Raw genomic sequence first — 14,410 nt, forward strand, 5'->3', positions numbered from 1 at the left:
AAGTATCCTATTTTACTTTTTTAACCCTTTTAAGGAATAGAAAGTTTTGTGGGTTAATTCCAAGGCCAGTAACTTTTTTGTTTACAAAACGTATGGCCAAATCATAGTAGAGCGGTACAATAGGAGCTTCTGCCACCAAAAGGGAATCCATCTGTGTGTATAGGAGTTTTCGTTGCTCAATGTCGGTAATGTAGAGGGCTTGTTTGTAGAGACTGTCCATAGTCTCATTCTTGTAATGGGTATAGTTGGGCCCATTGGGTGTAAAGTTTGGACTGTAGAATAGCGAAAGATAGTTTTCTGCATCTGGATAATCGGCCACCCAACTCGCTCGAAAGATATCCAATTCACCACTGCTTTTCATTTGCCGAAGGGTAGAGGGAGGCATGACATCTACAGTAACCTTGATTCCAATTTTCTCCAGCTCGCGCTGTACATATTCGCAAATGTCAAGGTATTGACTGTTGGTTCCAATAATGATTTCGGGTGCCATATCCCCTGTTTCCGCCATATATTGTTTTACCAATTGACGTGCTTTTTCAGGCGCATATGAGTAGCCATCTATATAATCGAAACCTGGCAGTCCCATTGGGATAAAACCATGTTCTGCAGGAATTCCCATTCCATTCCTAAGGTAAGTGATCATTTTCTGCCTATCGAAGCCATAATTCACGGCTTGACGCAAATAACGGGATTGAATTTCCTGTGTGTCCGCTCCTAGAAAGAATCCGAGGTACTCAGTGTTTAGATAGGGTGTAGTGATGAGTTTTACCCGATCCATGTACTTTTCCTGAAGCTGCCCCGTGGTAGTTAGTATTTCATCTTTATAGGAATTATCCAGCCCAGAAATAAAATCAATTTTACCCTGTGCGAATTGCAAGAATTCACTTTGTTTATCGGGTAAGAAGGTAATGGCCACGGCCTCGAGATATGGAAGCTGGGTTCCGCTTTCGTCACTTTCAAAATACAGGGGGTTTTTTCTGAAAACCAACTTTACGTTTTCTTCCCAGAGTTTGAATTGAAATGGCCCCGTACCTATCGGATTACTACGAAATTCATTTCCGAAATGTTCCACGGCCTCTTTAGGTACCACAGAACAATACCGCATGGAAAGGAGCCCTAAAAAGGCTGGAAATGGTTGTTTTAGTTGAATGGTGAAGGTAGTATCGTTTTCAGCTTCAAAATGAGCTACGTTGCTCAGTACCCAGCTCCCGGGGGAAGCTACCAGAGGATCTAATAAGCGCCGAAAACTATATTCAAAATCATAGGCTGTGGCAATTCGCGTACTATCTTGGCCAAAAATTGCATGCTTGTGAAAGAATACATCGTCACGCAGATAAAACCTATAGGTAAAAGTAGAATCGTTAATTTCCCATCTTTTCGCAATATCCGGCTGTATGTTCAAAGAATCATCCAATTGTACTAGACCATTGAATAGTTGGTTCGTAGGCCAAATATTTTGTGGATTCCTTGCAAAGGCAGGGTCTAACGAACTAATATTGCTGTGTTCGTTGTATCGGAAAACAAGATGATCTCTCTCATTGGTTTCACTATTACCACAAGAAATGAACAACATAAATATGCAAACGATTGATAGAAAGTGAATTAAGTTTGTTTTTAGTGTTATCATGTACTTTTAGGAACCAATTATACTTTGTATTTTTGCCTGCCGTTTGCTAAAGTACAAGAATGAACGCAGCTAAAAAAGTCGCATTTTACACCTTAGGATGTAAGCTCAATTTCAGTGAGACATCTACCATTGCCCGAAACTTTTCTTCTGAAGGCTTCGATAGGGTAGATTTTTCCGAAAAAGCCGATATCTATGTTATCAATACATGCAGTGTTACCGAAAATGCCGATAAGCGATTTAAAACCATTGTGAAGCAGGCTCAAAAGGCAAATCCAGAGGCATTCGTAGCGGCGATCGGTTGTTATGCACAATTAAAGCCCAAGGAATTGGCCGATGTGCATGGAGTGGATTTGGTTCTGGGAGCCACCGAAAAGTTCAAAATAACAGATTATATAAACGACCTTAGTAAAAACGATTTTGGAGAGGTGCATTCCTGCGAAATCTCTGAGGCCGATTTTTATGTAGGCTCCTATTCTATTGGAGACCGCACACGTGCCTTCTTAAAGGTTCAGGATGGCTGTGACTATAAATGTACGTATTGCACCATTCCATTGGCACGTGGAATTTCCAGGAGTGATACCCTGGAAAACGTGTTGACCAATGCTGCCGAAATTTCAGCTAAAGGGATAAAGGAAATTGTTCTTACGGGTGTGAACATTGGTGACTATGGAAAAGGGGAATTCGGAAATAAAAAGCATGAGCATACATTTTTTGAACTTTGTGAGGCTTTAGATAAGGTTCCCGGTATTGAGCGCTTGCGCATTTCTTCAATAGAACCAAACCTGTTGAAAAACGAAACGATCGATTTTGTTGCAAAATCACGCACATTCGTTCCGCATTTCCACATTCCTTTGCAAAGCGGTAGCAATGATCTTTTAAAATTGATGCGCCGACGTTATATGCGCGAATTGTATGCTGACCGGGTAACCAGAATAAGGGAAGTGATGCCGCATGCCTGTATCGGTGTTGATGTCATCGTAGGGTTTCCGGGGGAGACCGAGGAGCGTTTCTTAGAAACCTATCATTTTTTGAATGAGTTGGACATTTCGTATCTACATGTCTTCACCTATTCCGAAAGGGATAATACTGCAGCAATAGAAATGGATGGCGTAATTCCTAAGGCGACACGCCACAAACGGAGTAAAATGCTTCGTGGACTTTCGGTTAAGAAACGAAGGGCTTTTTATGAAAGTCAACTAGGGAGTACCAGAACTGTACTTTTTGAAGGAGAGAACAAAGAAGGGTATATTCATGGGTTCACAGAAAACTACGTAAAAGTAAAAACCCCTTGGAATCCTGGGTTGGTAAATACTTTGCACAAGGTTGCACTTTCCAAGATAGATGAAGATGGATTGGTCCGTTTCGAATTTTTAGAGCAATTTTCTGAAGTATAGATTGAAAAAACAGGTATCTTGAACTCATGATAGATAAGCTTCATTCCTATCGTTTTGAGATATTACTAGTAAGCCAACTGGCCATTTTATTTGGAGAACTCTTCTTTTTTGGTGACTGGTTTGAAAAGTTTTTATTGCAGCCATTATTCTTGGTCAATTTTCTGGCAGGTATCCTTATGTTTTGGCAGCGTAAAAGAAAGGTCATTATCATTATGGCATTATTGATCCTAGCTTTGTTTGCATTGGTGTGGGAGCAATTCGAAAATCATAATTCGCACGTGGTAAAGGCCATACGCTTGTTCAGTCTCTATTTGTTTTATGTTTTCCTTTTACTTGAGCTTATTCGGCAGGTTTGGCAAGCTAAAAAAGTGGGCAAAAACGTGATATTTGGACTAATCTCCGGGTATATTTCCCTTGGATTAGTGGTGTTTTTTGTGTGTTATAGTATCGAAACGTATTATCCAGGGTCATTTAGTGGATTGGAGCCAGAGACGGGAAGACCGGATGGTAGTGGGTTGTTGTATTACAGCTATATTACGTTGATGACAATTGGGTATGGGGATATTATTCCTTCGACTGCATTGGCCCGCAAAGCAGCCATTTTTATAGGCTTGGTTGGACAGTTTTATCTAGTTGTCCTAACTGCCATAATTGTGGGTAAGTACATTAATCAAAGATCCTTTTCCTAAATACTGATTCCTACAGGTAGTAAATCCTTGTAAATACGACGATTACGTCGCATAAAACCAGCAATTTCCGGGCTGGTAGGCACCAAACTGATTCCTCGGTCTTTTACCTCTTCGAAAACGGCTCTAATAAAAATATCCCGAAATCCTTGGTCTTCCAGATCCTCTGGCATGTCATACTTGGTCAAAAAAATCTTACGGTCCTGAAGGGCGTACTCTATGCGCGCCATATTGTCTCCAATCTCAAGTTCGAATTGCCGTAAAAATTCATTGTCGGTAATTTCAACATCTTCAATCATAGGGAGTAAATTTTGCTATTAATTCATTGGTACTTCAATAAGCAATAGCCTGCTACCTTGGGTAACAGATAAAGATACTTCTTTCGTATCCCAAACACCTATGGCATCACGGCTATTAAGGGTTTCGTCGTCTACGACCACGGAGCCTTCAATGACCATCAAATAAATACCATTGTTTGGTTGCTTTATTGAATAGTTGGTTGTTCTTTTTTCTGTAAAATCCCCAATATGGAAATAGGCCTGTTGGTGTATCCAAAGCTCATCTTCGGAAGCTTCGGATCTCGGCTTTACTACTGGGCTAAAGGTATTGGGTGTGAGGAGTGGTGCTATTTCCTTTTGGTCATAGCGAGGGGAAACTTCATCTTTTTCAGGGAATAGCCATATCTGGAACAATTTCAAAGATTCCGTTTTGCTTGCATTGAATTCGCTGTGTTCTACACCACTGCCGGCACTCATTACCTGTATGTCGCCAGCAGAGACGATACCATGGTTTCCCATAGAGTCTTCGTGCTTCACGGCACCTTCTTGCGGTATGGTAACAATTTCCATATTCTTATGAGGATGTGTTCCAAAGCCCATTCCCGGGGCTATAACGTCGTCATTTAAAACTCGCAGGGATCCAAATTGCAAACGGTTAGGATCAAAATAGTTGGCAAAGCTGAAAGAATATTTAGCCTGCAACCATCCATAATTGGCGTTGCCACGAGTAGCTGCGGGGTGTAAAATCTTGTTCATAAATACTCAAAAACCTTTTTGAGAATTCTATATTTGTTGCAAAGTTACAAAAAAATGAAAGGCTATTTCGTTATACCCGTGTTAAAGGCCTATGAATACTGAGAAAATCCATGTTTATTTTGTGCCGGGATTGGCAGCTGGAAAAGAGATTTTTCGCAATATAAACCTGCCTCCCGAACGTTATGAAATCCATATTCTTGAATGGTTAATTCCGCAGGAAAAGGAGTCTATTCAGCAGTATGCGAGGCGAATGGCAGATCAGGTTACGCATAGTAACGTGGTTTTGGCTGGGGTCTCTTTCGGTGGGGTGATGGTACAGGAAATGAATGAATTCCTAGACTTACGAAAACTGGTAATTATTTCCAGTGTAAAAACAAAACACGAACTGCCATTGCGTTTAAAGTGGGTTCGTAAAACAGGGGCTTATAAACTTCTTCCTACAGGATGGGCCCTTAGCGTGAAAGATCTTACCAAATTGGCGATTGGTCCAAGGAGCAAAAAAAGGCTTACGTTGTATCAGGAGTATCTTTCGGTAAGGGACAGGAATTATTTGGATTGGGCCATTAAGCAAATGGTCTGTTGGGAACGCACCCAGCCAATAGAAGGGATTGAGCACATTCACGGGGATTTGGATATTGTTTTTCCAATAAAGAATATCACCAATTACATTCTTTTAGAAGGAGGAAATCACGTTATGATTTTGAACAAGGGCAGCAAGGTTAGTAAACTGTTGGAAAATATTATCGAATCGGCTTAAGGCAATGGCCTAATTACGTATATTTAATAAAAATTTTGTGGTTATGAGTATTTTGTCGAAAATCGGCTTAGCAACTGTACTTATTGGGGTAGGTATGCTGTGCACAAATGCCGTACAAGAACCCCAAAAAGAATTAAAAGAGGAAATGATAACCGCCAATGAAAAGTTGGAGGAAAAGTTATTGAACGACTATAATGTATATGCTATAGAACTCCCTCAGGAAATGGATTTTGCAGGGGAAAGGGTTCCTTTGGAAGATCCCGACATCAGGGAACGCATGGATAGGGAATTATTGGTAAATACCTATTGGCAATCCAATGGGCTTTTAATCTTTAAGCGTGCCAATAAATATTTTCCTATTATAGAACCTTTATTGGAACAATACGGTATTCCTGAAGATTTCAAATACTTGGCAATTGCCGAAAGTGCTTTACAAAACAATAGGTCTCCTGCAGGAGCCGCGGGTTTCTGGCACTTTTTAAAGAGCACTGGTAAGGAATACGGTTTGGAAATTAATGACTACGTAGATGAGCGCTATAATTTAGAGATGGCCACAAAGGTCGCTGCAGAGTACCTAAAGGCCTCCAAGAACAGATTTGGAAGTTGGACCCTGGCTGCAGCGGCGTATAACGCTGGTAACGCAGGAATAAATAGGCAATTGAAGAAACAATTAGTAGACGATTATTATGATGTTCTATTGAATGATGAAACCAGCAGGTATGTTTTTAGGATATTGGCGTTTAAGGAAATCCTTTCTAACCCCGAGAAATATGGATTCAATTTTAGGGAGAAAGACCTATACACTCCTATACCTACCTATAATGTAAAAGTAGATACAGCGGTAACGGATTTTGCCCTTTTTGCAAAACAGTTCGATATTAACTATAAAATTCTTAAGTTGCACAACCCTTGGCTGAGGGATAATTATTTGAAGAATGCCTCAGGAAAGGAGTACCTCATTCAAATTCCAGAAAAAGGATATTACAATACAGGGCAATAATTTTTAAACACCAAATTTAATTACCAACTGACCGACCTATGAATTTTACAGTTATACTATCTTTAGTAATTATTGGCTTAGCGGCTGGCGTATTAAGTGGATTCATGGGAGTAGGTGGCGGAGTAGTTATGATTCCCCTAATGATGGTTTTTCTTGGATATGACCAACATGCTGCCCAAGGGACCAGTTTGGCCGTTTTGGCGGTGCCTGTTACCTTTGTTGCGGCTTACACCTATCATTCCTCTGGGCACCCTATTAATTGGCGCTATGCACTTGTAATCGCCTTGTTCTTTATAGTTGGAGGGTATCTTGGATCTAAGTTTGCAGTAAAAATTGATCAAGTTATCCTAAAGAAGATATTTGCCTGTATCCTCATCATAGCTGCAATTAAACTGTTCTTTTCGAAATAACTATTTAGTTAAGGATCTGGTTCCTGTTGTAGTTCTTTCTGTACCTCCCCTCGTTCTAAAAGGGAGACGCCACTGGTAAAACTTTGATAGTTGGAGTTGTAAGAATCGGTATACTCTTCTAAATAGTGGTGCATAAAGTTTCGGCGTACATCCAATATCTGTTTGTCTGCCGAAATAAAGAAAGAGGTAGGGAATCCAAGGCTGTGTTTCATGGTCCTGATGGCGAAATCGCTACGGTTTTCTTTCTCATCCACATACAGTACATGAATGTGTTTACTGATTTTTCGTTTCGATTTACGAATCTTTTTCTTGGAACCCCAATAGAGTAGGACAAAATCGATGTCCTTGTGGTAGCGTTCTGCGATATCATTGAATGCAGGTACCTCTCCTTTACCGGGTACACACCAAGAAGCGTAGGTAATTAGATAAATGGGCTTCTCGAATTTGTAGAGATTAATTCGTTTCCCTGAAAACTTACGTACTTTAAAGTTGTCGATATAGGATCCATTCACCACCTTTTTGACCAAGGAATCGAACAAGAATTGAGCACGTTGCTCATCCTTTCGAATATAAGCAAGCTTAGCTTGTCTCCTATATTTACGGATGTTTTTGCCTATGGCTTGGGAAAAAAGATCCTTGGGCTCAGGTTCTTGCGAGAGCGCGGGGAGGCTAATTAGTATAAATAGGGCAAGTAGTAATTTACCCATAGGCAAATAGCGATTGGTTGGCGTAAATGTAAAAAGATTTGTTAAAATTCGAGCCCGAAAACGAATTATTTAGCCTTTTTACAGTTCTTTTTTGTTTTCTAAACCACTGCAAATTAGCACGATATTCATGAATGTTAGCGCATTCTTCGGCCTCTTCCCCTTTGGCCACCACCGTATTGCTGTCGTGGCGCCCCTGCACGTTTCATCTGCTGCTTCATCATCTTAATTTGATCATCCAACATATTGTGTTTGTCAAGTTTCTTGGCTTCGGAAAGTAAGCTTTCTGCCTCACGCTTTCTGTTTTTACTCATGGCTATTCCAGCAAGGTTTAGTTTAACCATAGCCATATCTGCACTCATTGAAAGCCCTAGTTTCTCTGCTTTTTTGAAGTACTTCTCCGCTTCGTTCATATTGGTTTGTGAAACCATTAAGCCATTCAAATAGTTGTAATACCCTTGCTGCTTGGTAACCAAGGCACCTTCAGGATTGGGAATGCGATCCAACCATTTTTTGGCTCCCGGAAAATTCTGTTTTCGCAGTTGTAAGAAAGCCAACAAAATCATTTCATTTTTGAAATATAGGAATACAAAAACACCGGCCAATAGGATAAACATAATCCCGTTCCCAATGTTTCCTTCATAAAATTGCCAAACTACAGCAGCGATGCTTAAGACTGCCAATACAAGTTTTATGTTTTTGTTGAACATATTATAATCTTTTATAGGTAATGGTTGTTGTTAACTTTGTAGGTATTTCGGTACCCTGAACAGATGTGACTCCTTCGGCTACATGACTTACGGCAATCTCCTTTGGAAAACCTGTTTTGGTCTCAACAGTAGCCGATGTCTCCTGTGCACCTGCTAAGGTGAGCTCAAAACTACCTTCTTCACTTTCGTTCATTGTAATTGTGGAATTTGCCGAGATGGTAAACGCATCGGAAGCAAATGAGTCCAGTTTCCATGTGTTATCAGCACTTAGTGCTCCTGTGTAATTGTTGGTCCAAGTATCACCAACTTTAACAGGCTCATTGGGGTATAGGTACAGTAATTGCTCCATGCTTTCGGCTAAACTGTCACCTCCAAATTCACTGTCCAAGCTTTTTTTCATAGTATCCTTGGCAATGCCATCTTCCATACTGGATTTAGAGATCATCCCATCAATCAAGGCCTCCGTATTTTTCAAGGAAATGATCTTTCCGGTTTTTTGCATATGTATTTCGAAGGGTACATTCAAAAGGCCCTGAAAGATCTGTGCTTCAAGGTCCTCTTTGTCTTTGTCCCTTTCTGTGTTAATGTCCATAAGCACACCTATCATATCGGATTCCGACTTCAATACTAAGGAGAGGTAGGTGGTTTCAAGAACGAACTTGTCTTCAGAGGCTTCAATAACCTTAAAGTGGAATGCCCCAGAAATGTTGTTGATCGTTATATTCGTCATACCCTGAATTTCTTGGGTCATTTCTTGGCGGGCTGTTTGTTCTATTTTAAATTCGTCCCCTACTTCGAAGTCATATTGAAGGGATTTCTGTGCATACAGGCTATTCCCGGCAAAAAACAATAGAAAAGTAGATAGGTATAAGAGATGTTTCATAGGAGTTTTATAAGGGCGACAAAGGTACTAAAAACAAACCGAAATATTTTCTCAATTCGGTTTGTGGAAGTAAAAAATGATTGTATATTTGCACCCGACTTTTAGGACAGGTCTCTTTAGATTAAAAAATTATCAGAAGATATAATATAAGTTAGCGATGAAAAGAACATTTCAGCCATCAAAAAGAAAAAGAAGGAATAAGCACGGATTTAGAGAGCGCATGGCATCTGTAAATGGACGTAAGGTGTTAGCTGCCCGTAGAGCGAAAGGCAGAAAGAAGCTATCTGTATCCTCTGAGCCACGTCACAAAAAATAATGTTGATAACTCATAAATAAAAGGTGTTGTTTTTAGAAGCAACACCTTTTTTTTATGCCTCTATACATCGTATTTTTAATGCCCAAAAAAAAGTTCTTTTTGTATGCCGAAAAATGACAAGCTAAAATCCGTTTTAATTATTGGTTCTGGTCCTATCATTATTGGACAAGCGTGTGAATTCGATTACTCTGGATCACAAAGTTTAAGATCCCTTCGAGAGGATGGGATTGAAACTATTCTTATTAATTCCAACCCTGCAACAATCATGACAGACCCATCCATGGCCGATCATGTGTATTTGTTGCCCTTGAATACCAAGTCCATTGTAAAGATTCTTAAAGAACATCCACAAATTGATGCTGTACTCCCAACTATGGGTGGACAGACGGCTCTAAACCTTTGTATTGAAGCAGATGAAAAAGGTATTTGGAAAGATTTTGATGTAGAATTAATAGGTGTTGACATTGATGCCATTAATATAACCGAGGATCGCGAGCAATTCCGAGCCTTAATGGATAAAATAGGAATACCCATGGCACCTCAGTTAACGGCCAATTCTTATTTAAAAGGAAAGGAAATTGCCCAGGAATTTGGCTTTCCCTTGGTAATTCGTGCTTCTTATACCCTGGGAGGGGCAGGGGCATCCATTGTATATGATCCAAAGGATTTTGACGAACTACTCACCCGTGGGTTGGAGATATCTCCAATACATGAAGTGATGATCGATAAGGCCATGATGGGCTGGAAAGAATATGAGTTAGAGCTACTACGTGATAACAATGACAATGTGGTAATCATTTGTACCATAGAGAATATGGACCCTATGGGTATCCATACAGGGGATTCCATCACCGTGGCACCGGCAATGACCCTAAGTGACCAGACCTTCCAAAGAATGAGGGATATGGCCATTAAGATGATGCGAAGTATTGGCGACTTTGCTGGGGGATGTAACGTACAGTTTGCCGTAAGCCCAGACGAAAAAGAGGATATTATTGCCATTGAGATCAACCCACGGGTATCCCGATCCTCTGCATTGGCCTCTAAAGCTACGGGTTACCCAATTGCTAAGATTGCTTCAAAATTGGCAATTGGTTACAATTTGGATGAATTGGATAATCAAATTACCAAATCCACTTCAGCCTTATTCGAGCCTACCCTAGACTATGTTATTGTAAAAATACCCCGTTGGAATTTCGATAAGTTCGAAGGATCCGACAGAACACTAGGACTTCAAATGAAGGCCGTAGGGGAAGTGATGGGGATAGGACGGTCTTTTCAGGAAGCACTTCACAAGGCAACCCAATCCCTGGAAATTAAGAGAAATGGGCTCGGAGCAGATGGAAAAAGCTATACCAATTATGAGCAAATACTAGAGAAACTGGAACATGCCAGTTGGGATCGTGTCTTTGTTATTTATGATGCCATACAAATGGGTATTCCGTTGAGTAGGATCAATGAAATAACTAAAATAGATATGTGGTTCCTTAAGCAATACGAGGAATTGTATATGCTGGAGAAAGAAATTTCTTCTTATGCGTTGGATACTTTACCCCGCGAATTGCTATTGGAAGCCAAGCAAAAAGGATATGGAGATCGACAGATTGCACATATGTTGGGTTGTCTGGAAAGCCAGGTATACAAGAAAAGGGAAGAACTCAATATACAAAGGGTCTATAAATTGGTAGATACCTGTGCGGCCGAGTTTAAAGCAGAGACCCCTTACTACTATTCCACTTTCGAAAATGAAATGGAAACAGCAGATGGTAACAAATTCGCAGCTAATGACAGCGACGTTACGGACAGAAAGAAAATTATAGTACTGGGATCGGGTCCAAACCGAATCGGGCAAGGAATAGAATTCGACTACTGTTGTGTACATGGAGTACTGGCAGCTGCAGAATGTGACTACGAAACGATCATGATCAACTGTAATCCGGAAACGGTTTCCACAGATTTTGATGTGGCCGATAAACTGTATTTCGAACCTGTTTTCTGGGAACACATCTACGATATTATTCGCCATGAAAAGCCAGAAGGTGTAATTGTACAGTTAGGCGGACAGACAGCCCTAAAATTGGCAGAGAAGCTGGAGCGTTATGGTATTAAGATTATGGGAACAAGCTACCAGTCTTTGGATTTAGCCGAGGATAGAGGAAGCTTTTCGACCTTGCTTAAGGAAAACAACATTCCCTACCCAAAATTTGGAACAGCGGAGACGCCAGAAGAAGCCTTGGCTTTGGCAGACCAATTGGACTTCCCACTATTAATTAGACCTTCCTATGTATTGGGAGGACAGGGAATGAAGATCGTAATTAATAAGAAAGATCTAGAAGCGCATGTGGTAGACCTTCTAAGAAAGATACCCAATAACAAATTGCTACTGGACCACTACTTAGATGGTGCCATTGAGGCAGAAGCAGATGCTATTTGCGATGGTGAAAATGTGTACATCATTGGTATTATGGAACACATAGAACCATGTGGGGTACACTCAGGAGACTCTAATGCAACACTACCCCCTTTTAACCTTGGGGAGTTTGTAATGCAGCAAATTAAGGATCATACAAAGAAAATAGCATTGGCTTTAAATACTGTGGGACTCATTAATATTCAATTTGCCATAAAAGATGACAAGGTGTTTATTATAGAAGCAAACCCACGGGCATCGCGTACCGTACCGTTTATTGCTAAAGCCTACGGAGAACCTTACGTAAACTACGCAACCAAGGTTATGTTAGGCAAAAATAAGGTAACCGATTTCAACTTCAATCCAGAATTGGAAGGGTATGCCATTAAGCAACCGGTTTTCAGTTTCAATAAATTCCCTAATGTAAATAAGCAACTGGGACCTGAAATGAAGAGTACTGGGGAAAGTATCCTATTTATCGAGAGTTTAAAGGATGATGAATTCTATGAGTTATATTCGCGTAGAAAAATGTACTTGAGTAAGTAACATTCCTTTGAATTTTTTGAATATGAAACTTTTCCTTAGCTGTTTACTATGTCTTTTCATGTCTTTTTCTTTTGCCCAAAAGAAAAAGAATCCCTTACCCGAAAATATCAGTTTGGCCAAGGAGCTTAAAACCAAATATGAAGAGGAAGATTTAGCTGTTAAGAGCAAAACCACGCAGGTTACTTTTGAAAGGAATAGGCAAACGGGAAAGTTGGAGGCGATGGTTTCCGAAAAACTTGATTTGATCGGAATAAGTTCCAGTGCTAGGATTCAGTATCCAGTGTTCTATGATTCAGAATCGAAGATAGAACGTTTCATGCAACGAAATAATAAGGGACGTGATGTTACGGGTTATGTGAAGGATGAAGCCATGCAGAGCGCCGATTTATTTCATACAGATTATCGCGTTAAGTTTACGGAGTTGTCCTTTCCATTGCAGGGATACAACAGAAAACTGGAAATTGAAAAGAAATATTCTGATAGCAAATATTTCACAAGTTTGTATTTCAGCGATCATTATCCCGTAGTAAAAGGGAAATTGATCGTATCCATTCCAAGTTGGTTAGAACTGGATATTAAGGAATTTAATTTTGAGGGATACACCATTGAGAAAACAGAGAAATCTACCGATGGAAATAAGGTGGTAACATATTCTTATAGCGATTTGGGTGCCAAGGCCAAAAAGGAAAACTCTTTGGGGCCATCCTACTTGTATCCTCACGTTTTGTTCATTGCCAAGGGATTTAAATCGAAAGATGGAGATGTACAGCTTTTTTCCAGCACCGACGACCTCTTTAAATGGTACAATGGTTTGGTAGAAAGCGTAGAAATTGATCCATCTGTGTATTCCGATAAGGTCAAAGAGCTTATAAGCGATGCCGGCTCTGATGAAGAAAAGATCAAGAATATTTATTATTGGGTACAGGATAACATTCGCTATATAGCCTTCGAGGATGGTATCGCAGGGTTTAAACCCGACAGTCCACAAAATGTATTTACCAAAAGATATGGGGATTGTAAGGGGATGGCCATACTTACCAAAAGTATGCTGCAAGAAGCTGGCTTCGATGCCCGATTGGTATGGATAGGGACCGATAGATTAGCGTACGACTATACCATTCCTTCGTTATCTGTAGATAATCATATGATCGCAGCTGTGGTTATGGATGGTGAAACCATATTCTTAGACGGAACCGAAAAGTACAATAGGTTTGGGGAATACGCTTCACGTATTCAGAACAAGGAAGCGATGGTACAGGATGGGGATTCTTTTCAGATTTTGAAAGTTCCAACATCATCTGGAACCTCAAATTTGGATAAAGCCGTATATCGTTTTCAAGTTCAGGGAGAATCATTATTGGGAACAGCCCGACGCACATTTAGTGGTGAAACCCGGGTCTCTTTTCAGAATGCATACCATTCTTATGGCGGTGGTGATGAAAAAGAAGAACGTCTCTCGAATTATTTGGGAGGTAGAAACCAGAATTTCTTTGTAGATGATATCAATGTTTCAGATGAGGAGGATCGTGAAAAAGATTTGACCATCGATTTCACGGTACAGGTAGAAAACAGCGTAACCGAATTTGATGGAACCTTATACGTGGAAATTGATCCAACGAAACAAATGATACCCGAAATTGATGAAAATAGGGCAACTCCTTTTCGGCACTACCTAAAAGAAGACTATATTACCGAGGTAAATCTTACTATGCCCGAAGGTTACTCAAAAGCGGAACTTCCAGAAGGACTAACTATTTCTAATGATTTGTTGGATGTTACTATTTCCTATGATCAAAATGGGAATATGGTGACGTATGCCCATCGTGTTTCATTAAAGGAACGGGTTATCGAGCCGTCTCAGTTTGAGCTTTGGAATCAGGCCTATGAGGCATTGAAAGAGCAACTAAATCAGCAAATAACACTCACCAAATAA

The 14,410-nt window shown here is 40.2% G+C and carries 14 protein-coding genes; 8 read left to right on the plus strand and 6 right to left on the minus strand.

Going from position 1 to position 14,410, the window contains the following annotated elements; translation table 11 throughout:
- Positions 1 to 7: 7 nt before the first annotated feature.
- Positions 8 to 1,573, minus strand: a complete 1,566-nt coding sequence (locus tag AC6JAD_RS12530; protein ID WP_461303545.1) for an ABC transporter substrate-binding protein — start codon at positions 1,571 to 1,573, stop codon at positions 8 to 10.
- 113 nt (positions 1,574 to 1,686) lie between these two features.
- Here AC6JAD_RS12530 and mtaB point away from each other — a divergent pair, with 113 nt between their 5' ends.
- On the plus strand, positions 1,687 to 3,021 hold the full coding sequence (gene mtaB / locus AC6JAD_RS12535; RefSeq protein WP_461303546.1) for a tRNA (N(6)-L-threonylcarbamoyladenosine(37)-C(2))-methylthiotransferase MtaB: 1,335 nt from the start codon (positions 1,687 to 1,689) through the stop codon (positions 3,019 to 3,021).
- Between the two features lie 26 nt (positions 3,022 to 3,047).
- Positions 3,048 to 3,710, plus strand: coding sequence for a potassium channel family protein (locus tag AC6JAD_RS12540; RefSeq protein ID WP_461303547.1), 663 nt, complete (start codon positions 3,048 to 3,050; stop codon positions 3,708 to 3,710).
- On the opposite strand, the gene AC6JAD_RS12545 is transcribed toward AC6JAD_RS12540, so the two are convergent.
- Together AC6JAD_RS12545 and AC6JAD_RS12550 are read right to left on the minus strand one after the other, a co-directional pair.
- Positions 3,707 to 4,006 carry a GNAT family N-acetyltransferase gene (locus AC6JAD_RS12545; protein WP_461303548.1) on the minus strand — a complete coding sequence of 100 codons (300 nt, stop codon included), beginning with the start codon at positions 4,004 to 4,006 and terminating at the stop codon, positions 3,707 to 3,709. The genes AC6JAD_RS12540 and AC6JAD_RS12545 overlap by 4 nt on opposite strands.
- Positions 4,007 to 4,024: 18 nt before the next feature.
- A complete protein-coding gene (locus AC6JAD_RS12550; RefSeq protein WP_461303549.1) occupies positions 4,025 to 4,741 on the minus strand; it encodes a pirin family protein in 717 nt (238 codons plus the stop codon).
- Positions 4,742 to 4,832: 91 nt separating this feature from the next.
- Here AC6JAD_RS12550 and AC6JAD_RS12555 point away from each other — a divergent pair, with 91 nt between their 5' ends.
- The 3 genes from AC6JAD_RS12555 to AC6JAD_RS12565 are packed head-to-tail and all read left to right on the plus strand — an operon-like array spanning position 4,833 to position 6,908.
- A complete protein-coding gene (locus AC6JAD_RS12555) occupies positions 4,833 to 5,498 on the plus strand; it encodes an alpha/beta hydrolase (protein ID WP_461303550.1) in 666 nt (221 codons plus the stop codon).
- Between the two features lie 43 nt (positions 5,499 to 5,541).
- Entirely contained in the window at positions 5,542 to 6,498 is a 957-nt protein-coding gene (locus tag AC6JAD_RS12560; protein ID WP_461303551.1) for a lytic transglycosylase domain-containing protein, read from the plus strand.
- A gap of 38 nt (positions 6,499 to 6,536) precedes the next feature.
- Positions 6,537 to 6,908 (plus strand): sulfite exporter TauE/SafE family protein, encoded by a 372-nt coding sequence (locus tag AC6JAD_RS12565; RefSeq protein WP_461303552.1) that lies wholly within the window; start codon positions 6,537 to 6,539, stop codon positions 6,906 to 6,908.
- A gap of 8 nt (positions 6,909 to 6,916) precedes the next feature.
- Here the strand turns inward: AC6JAD_RS12565 and AC6JAD_RS12570 are convergent, their stop codons facing one another.
- From AC6JAD_RS12570 to AC6JAD_RS12580, 3 genes are all read right to left on the minus strand, one after another.
- A complete protein-coding gene (locus AC6JAD_RS12570) occupies positions 6,917 to 7,615 on the minus strand; it encodes a TlpA family protein disulfide reductase (RefSeq protein WP_461303553.1) in 699 nt (232 codons plus the stop codon).
- Between the two features lie 134 nt (positions 7,616 to 7,749).
- Entirely contained in the window at positions 7,750 to 8,322 is a 573-nt protein-coding gene (locus AC6JAD_RS12575; RefSeq protein WP_461303554.1) for a DUF2892 domain-containing protein, read from the minus strand.
- A 1-nt stretch (position 8,323) separates the two neighbouring features.
- Positions 8,324 to 9,205: a DUF6263 family protein gene (locus AC6JAD_RS12580; RefSeq protein WP_461303555.1), complete on the minus strand. Its 882-nt coding sequence runs from the start codon at positions 9,203 to 9,205 to the stop codon at positions 8,324 to 8,326.
- 157 nt (positions 9,206 to 9,362) lie between these two features.
- On the opposite strand from AC6JAD_RS12580, the gene rpmH reads away from it, so the two are divergent.
- From rpmH to AC6JAD_RS12595, 3 genes are all read left to right on the plus strand, one after another.
- The gene (gene rpmH, locus AC6JAD_RS12585) at positions 9,363 to 9,521 is read left to right on the plus strand and encodes a 50S ribosomal protein L34 (protein WP_115123375.1); all 159 of its coding nucleotides are present in this window, start codon (positions 9,363 to 9,365) and stop codon (positions 9,519 to 9,521) included.
- A gap of 103 nt (positions 9,522 to 9,624) precedes the next feature.
- Entirely contained in the window at positions 9,625 to 12,477 is a 2,853-nt protein-coding gene (gene carB / locus AC6JAD_RS12590) for a carbamoyl-phosphate synthase large subunit (protein WP_461303556.1), read from the plus strand.
- A 22-nt stretch (positions 12,478 to 12,499) separates the two neighbouring features.
- Positions 12,500 to 14,410, plus strand: a complete 1,911-nt coding sequence (locus AC6JAD_RS12595) for a transglutaminase-like domain-containing protein (RefSeq protein WP_461303557.1) — start codon at positions 12,500 to 12,502, stop codon at positions 14,408 to 14,410.

The organism is Aureisphaera sp. (assembly GCF_059726885.1).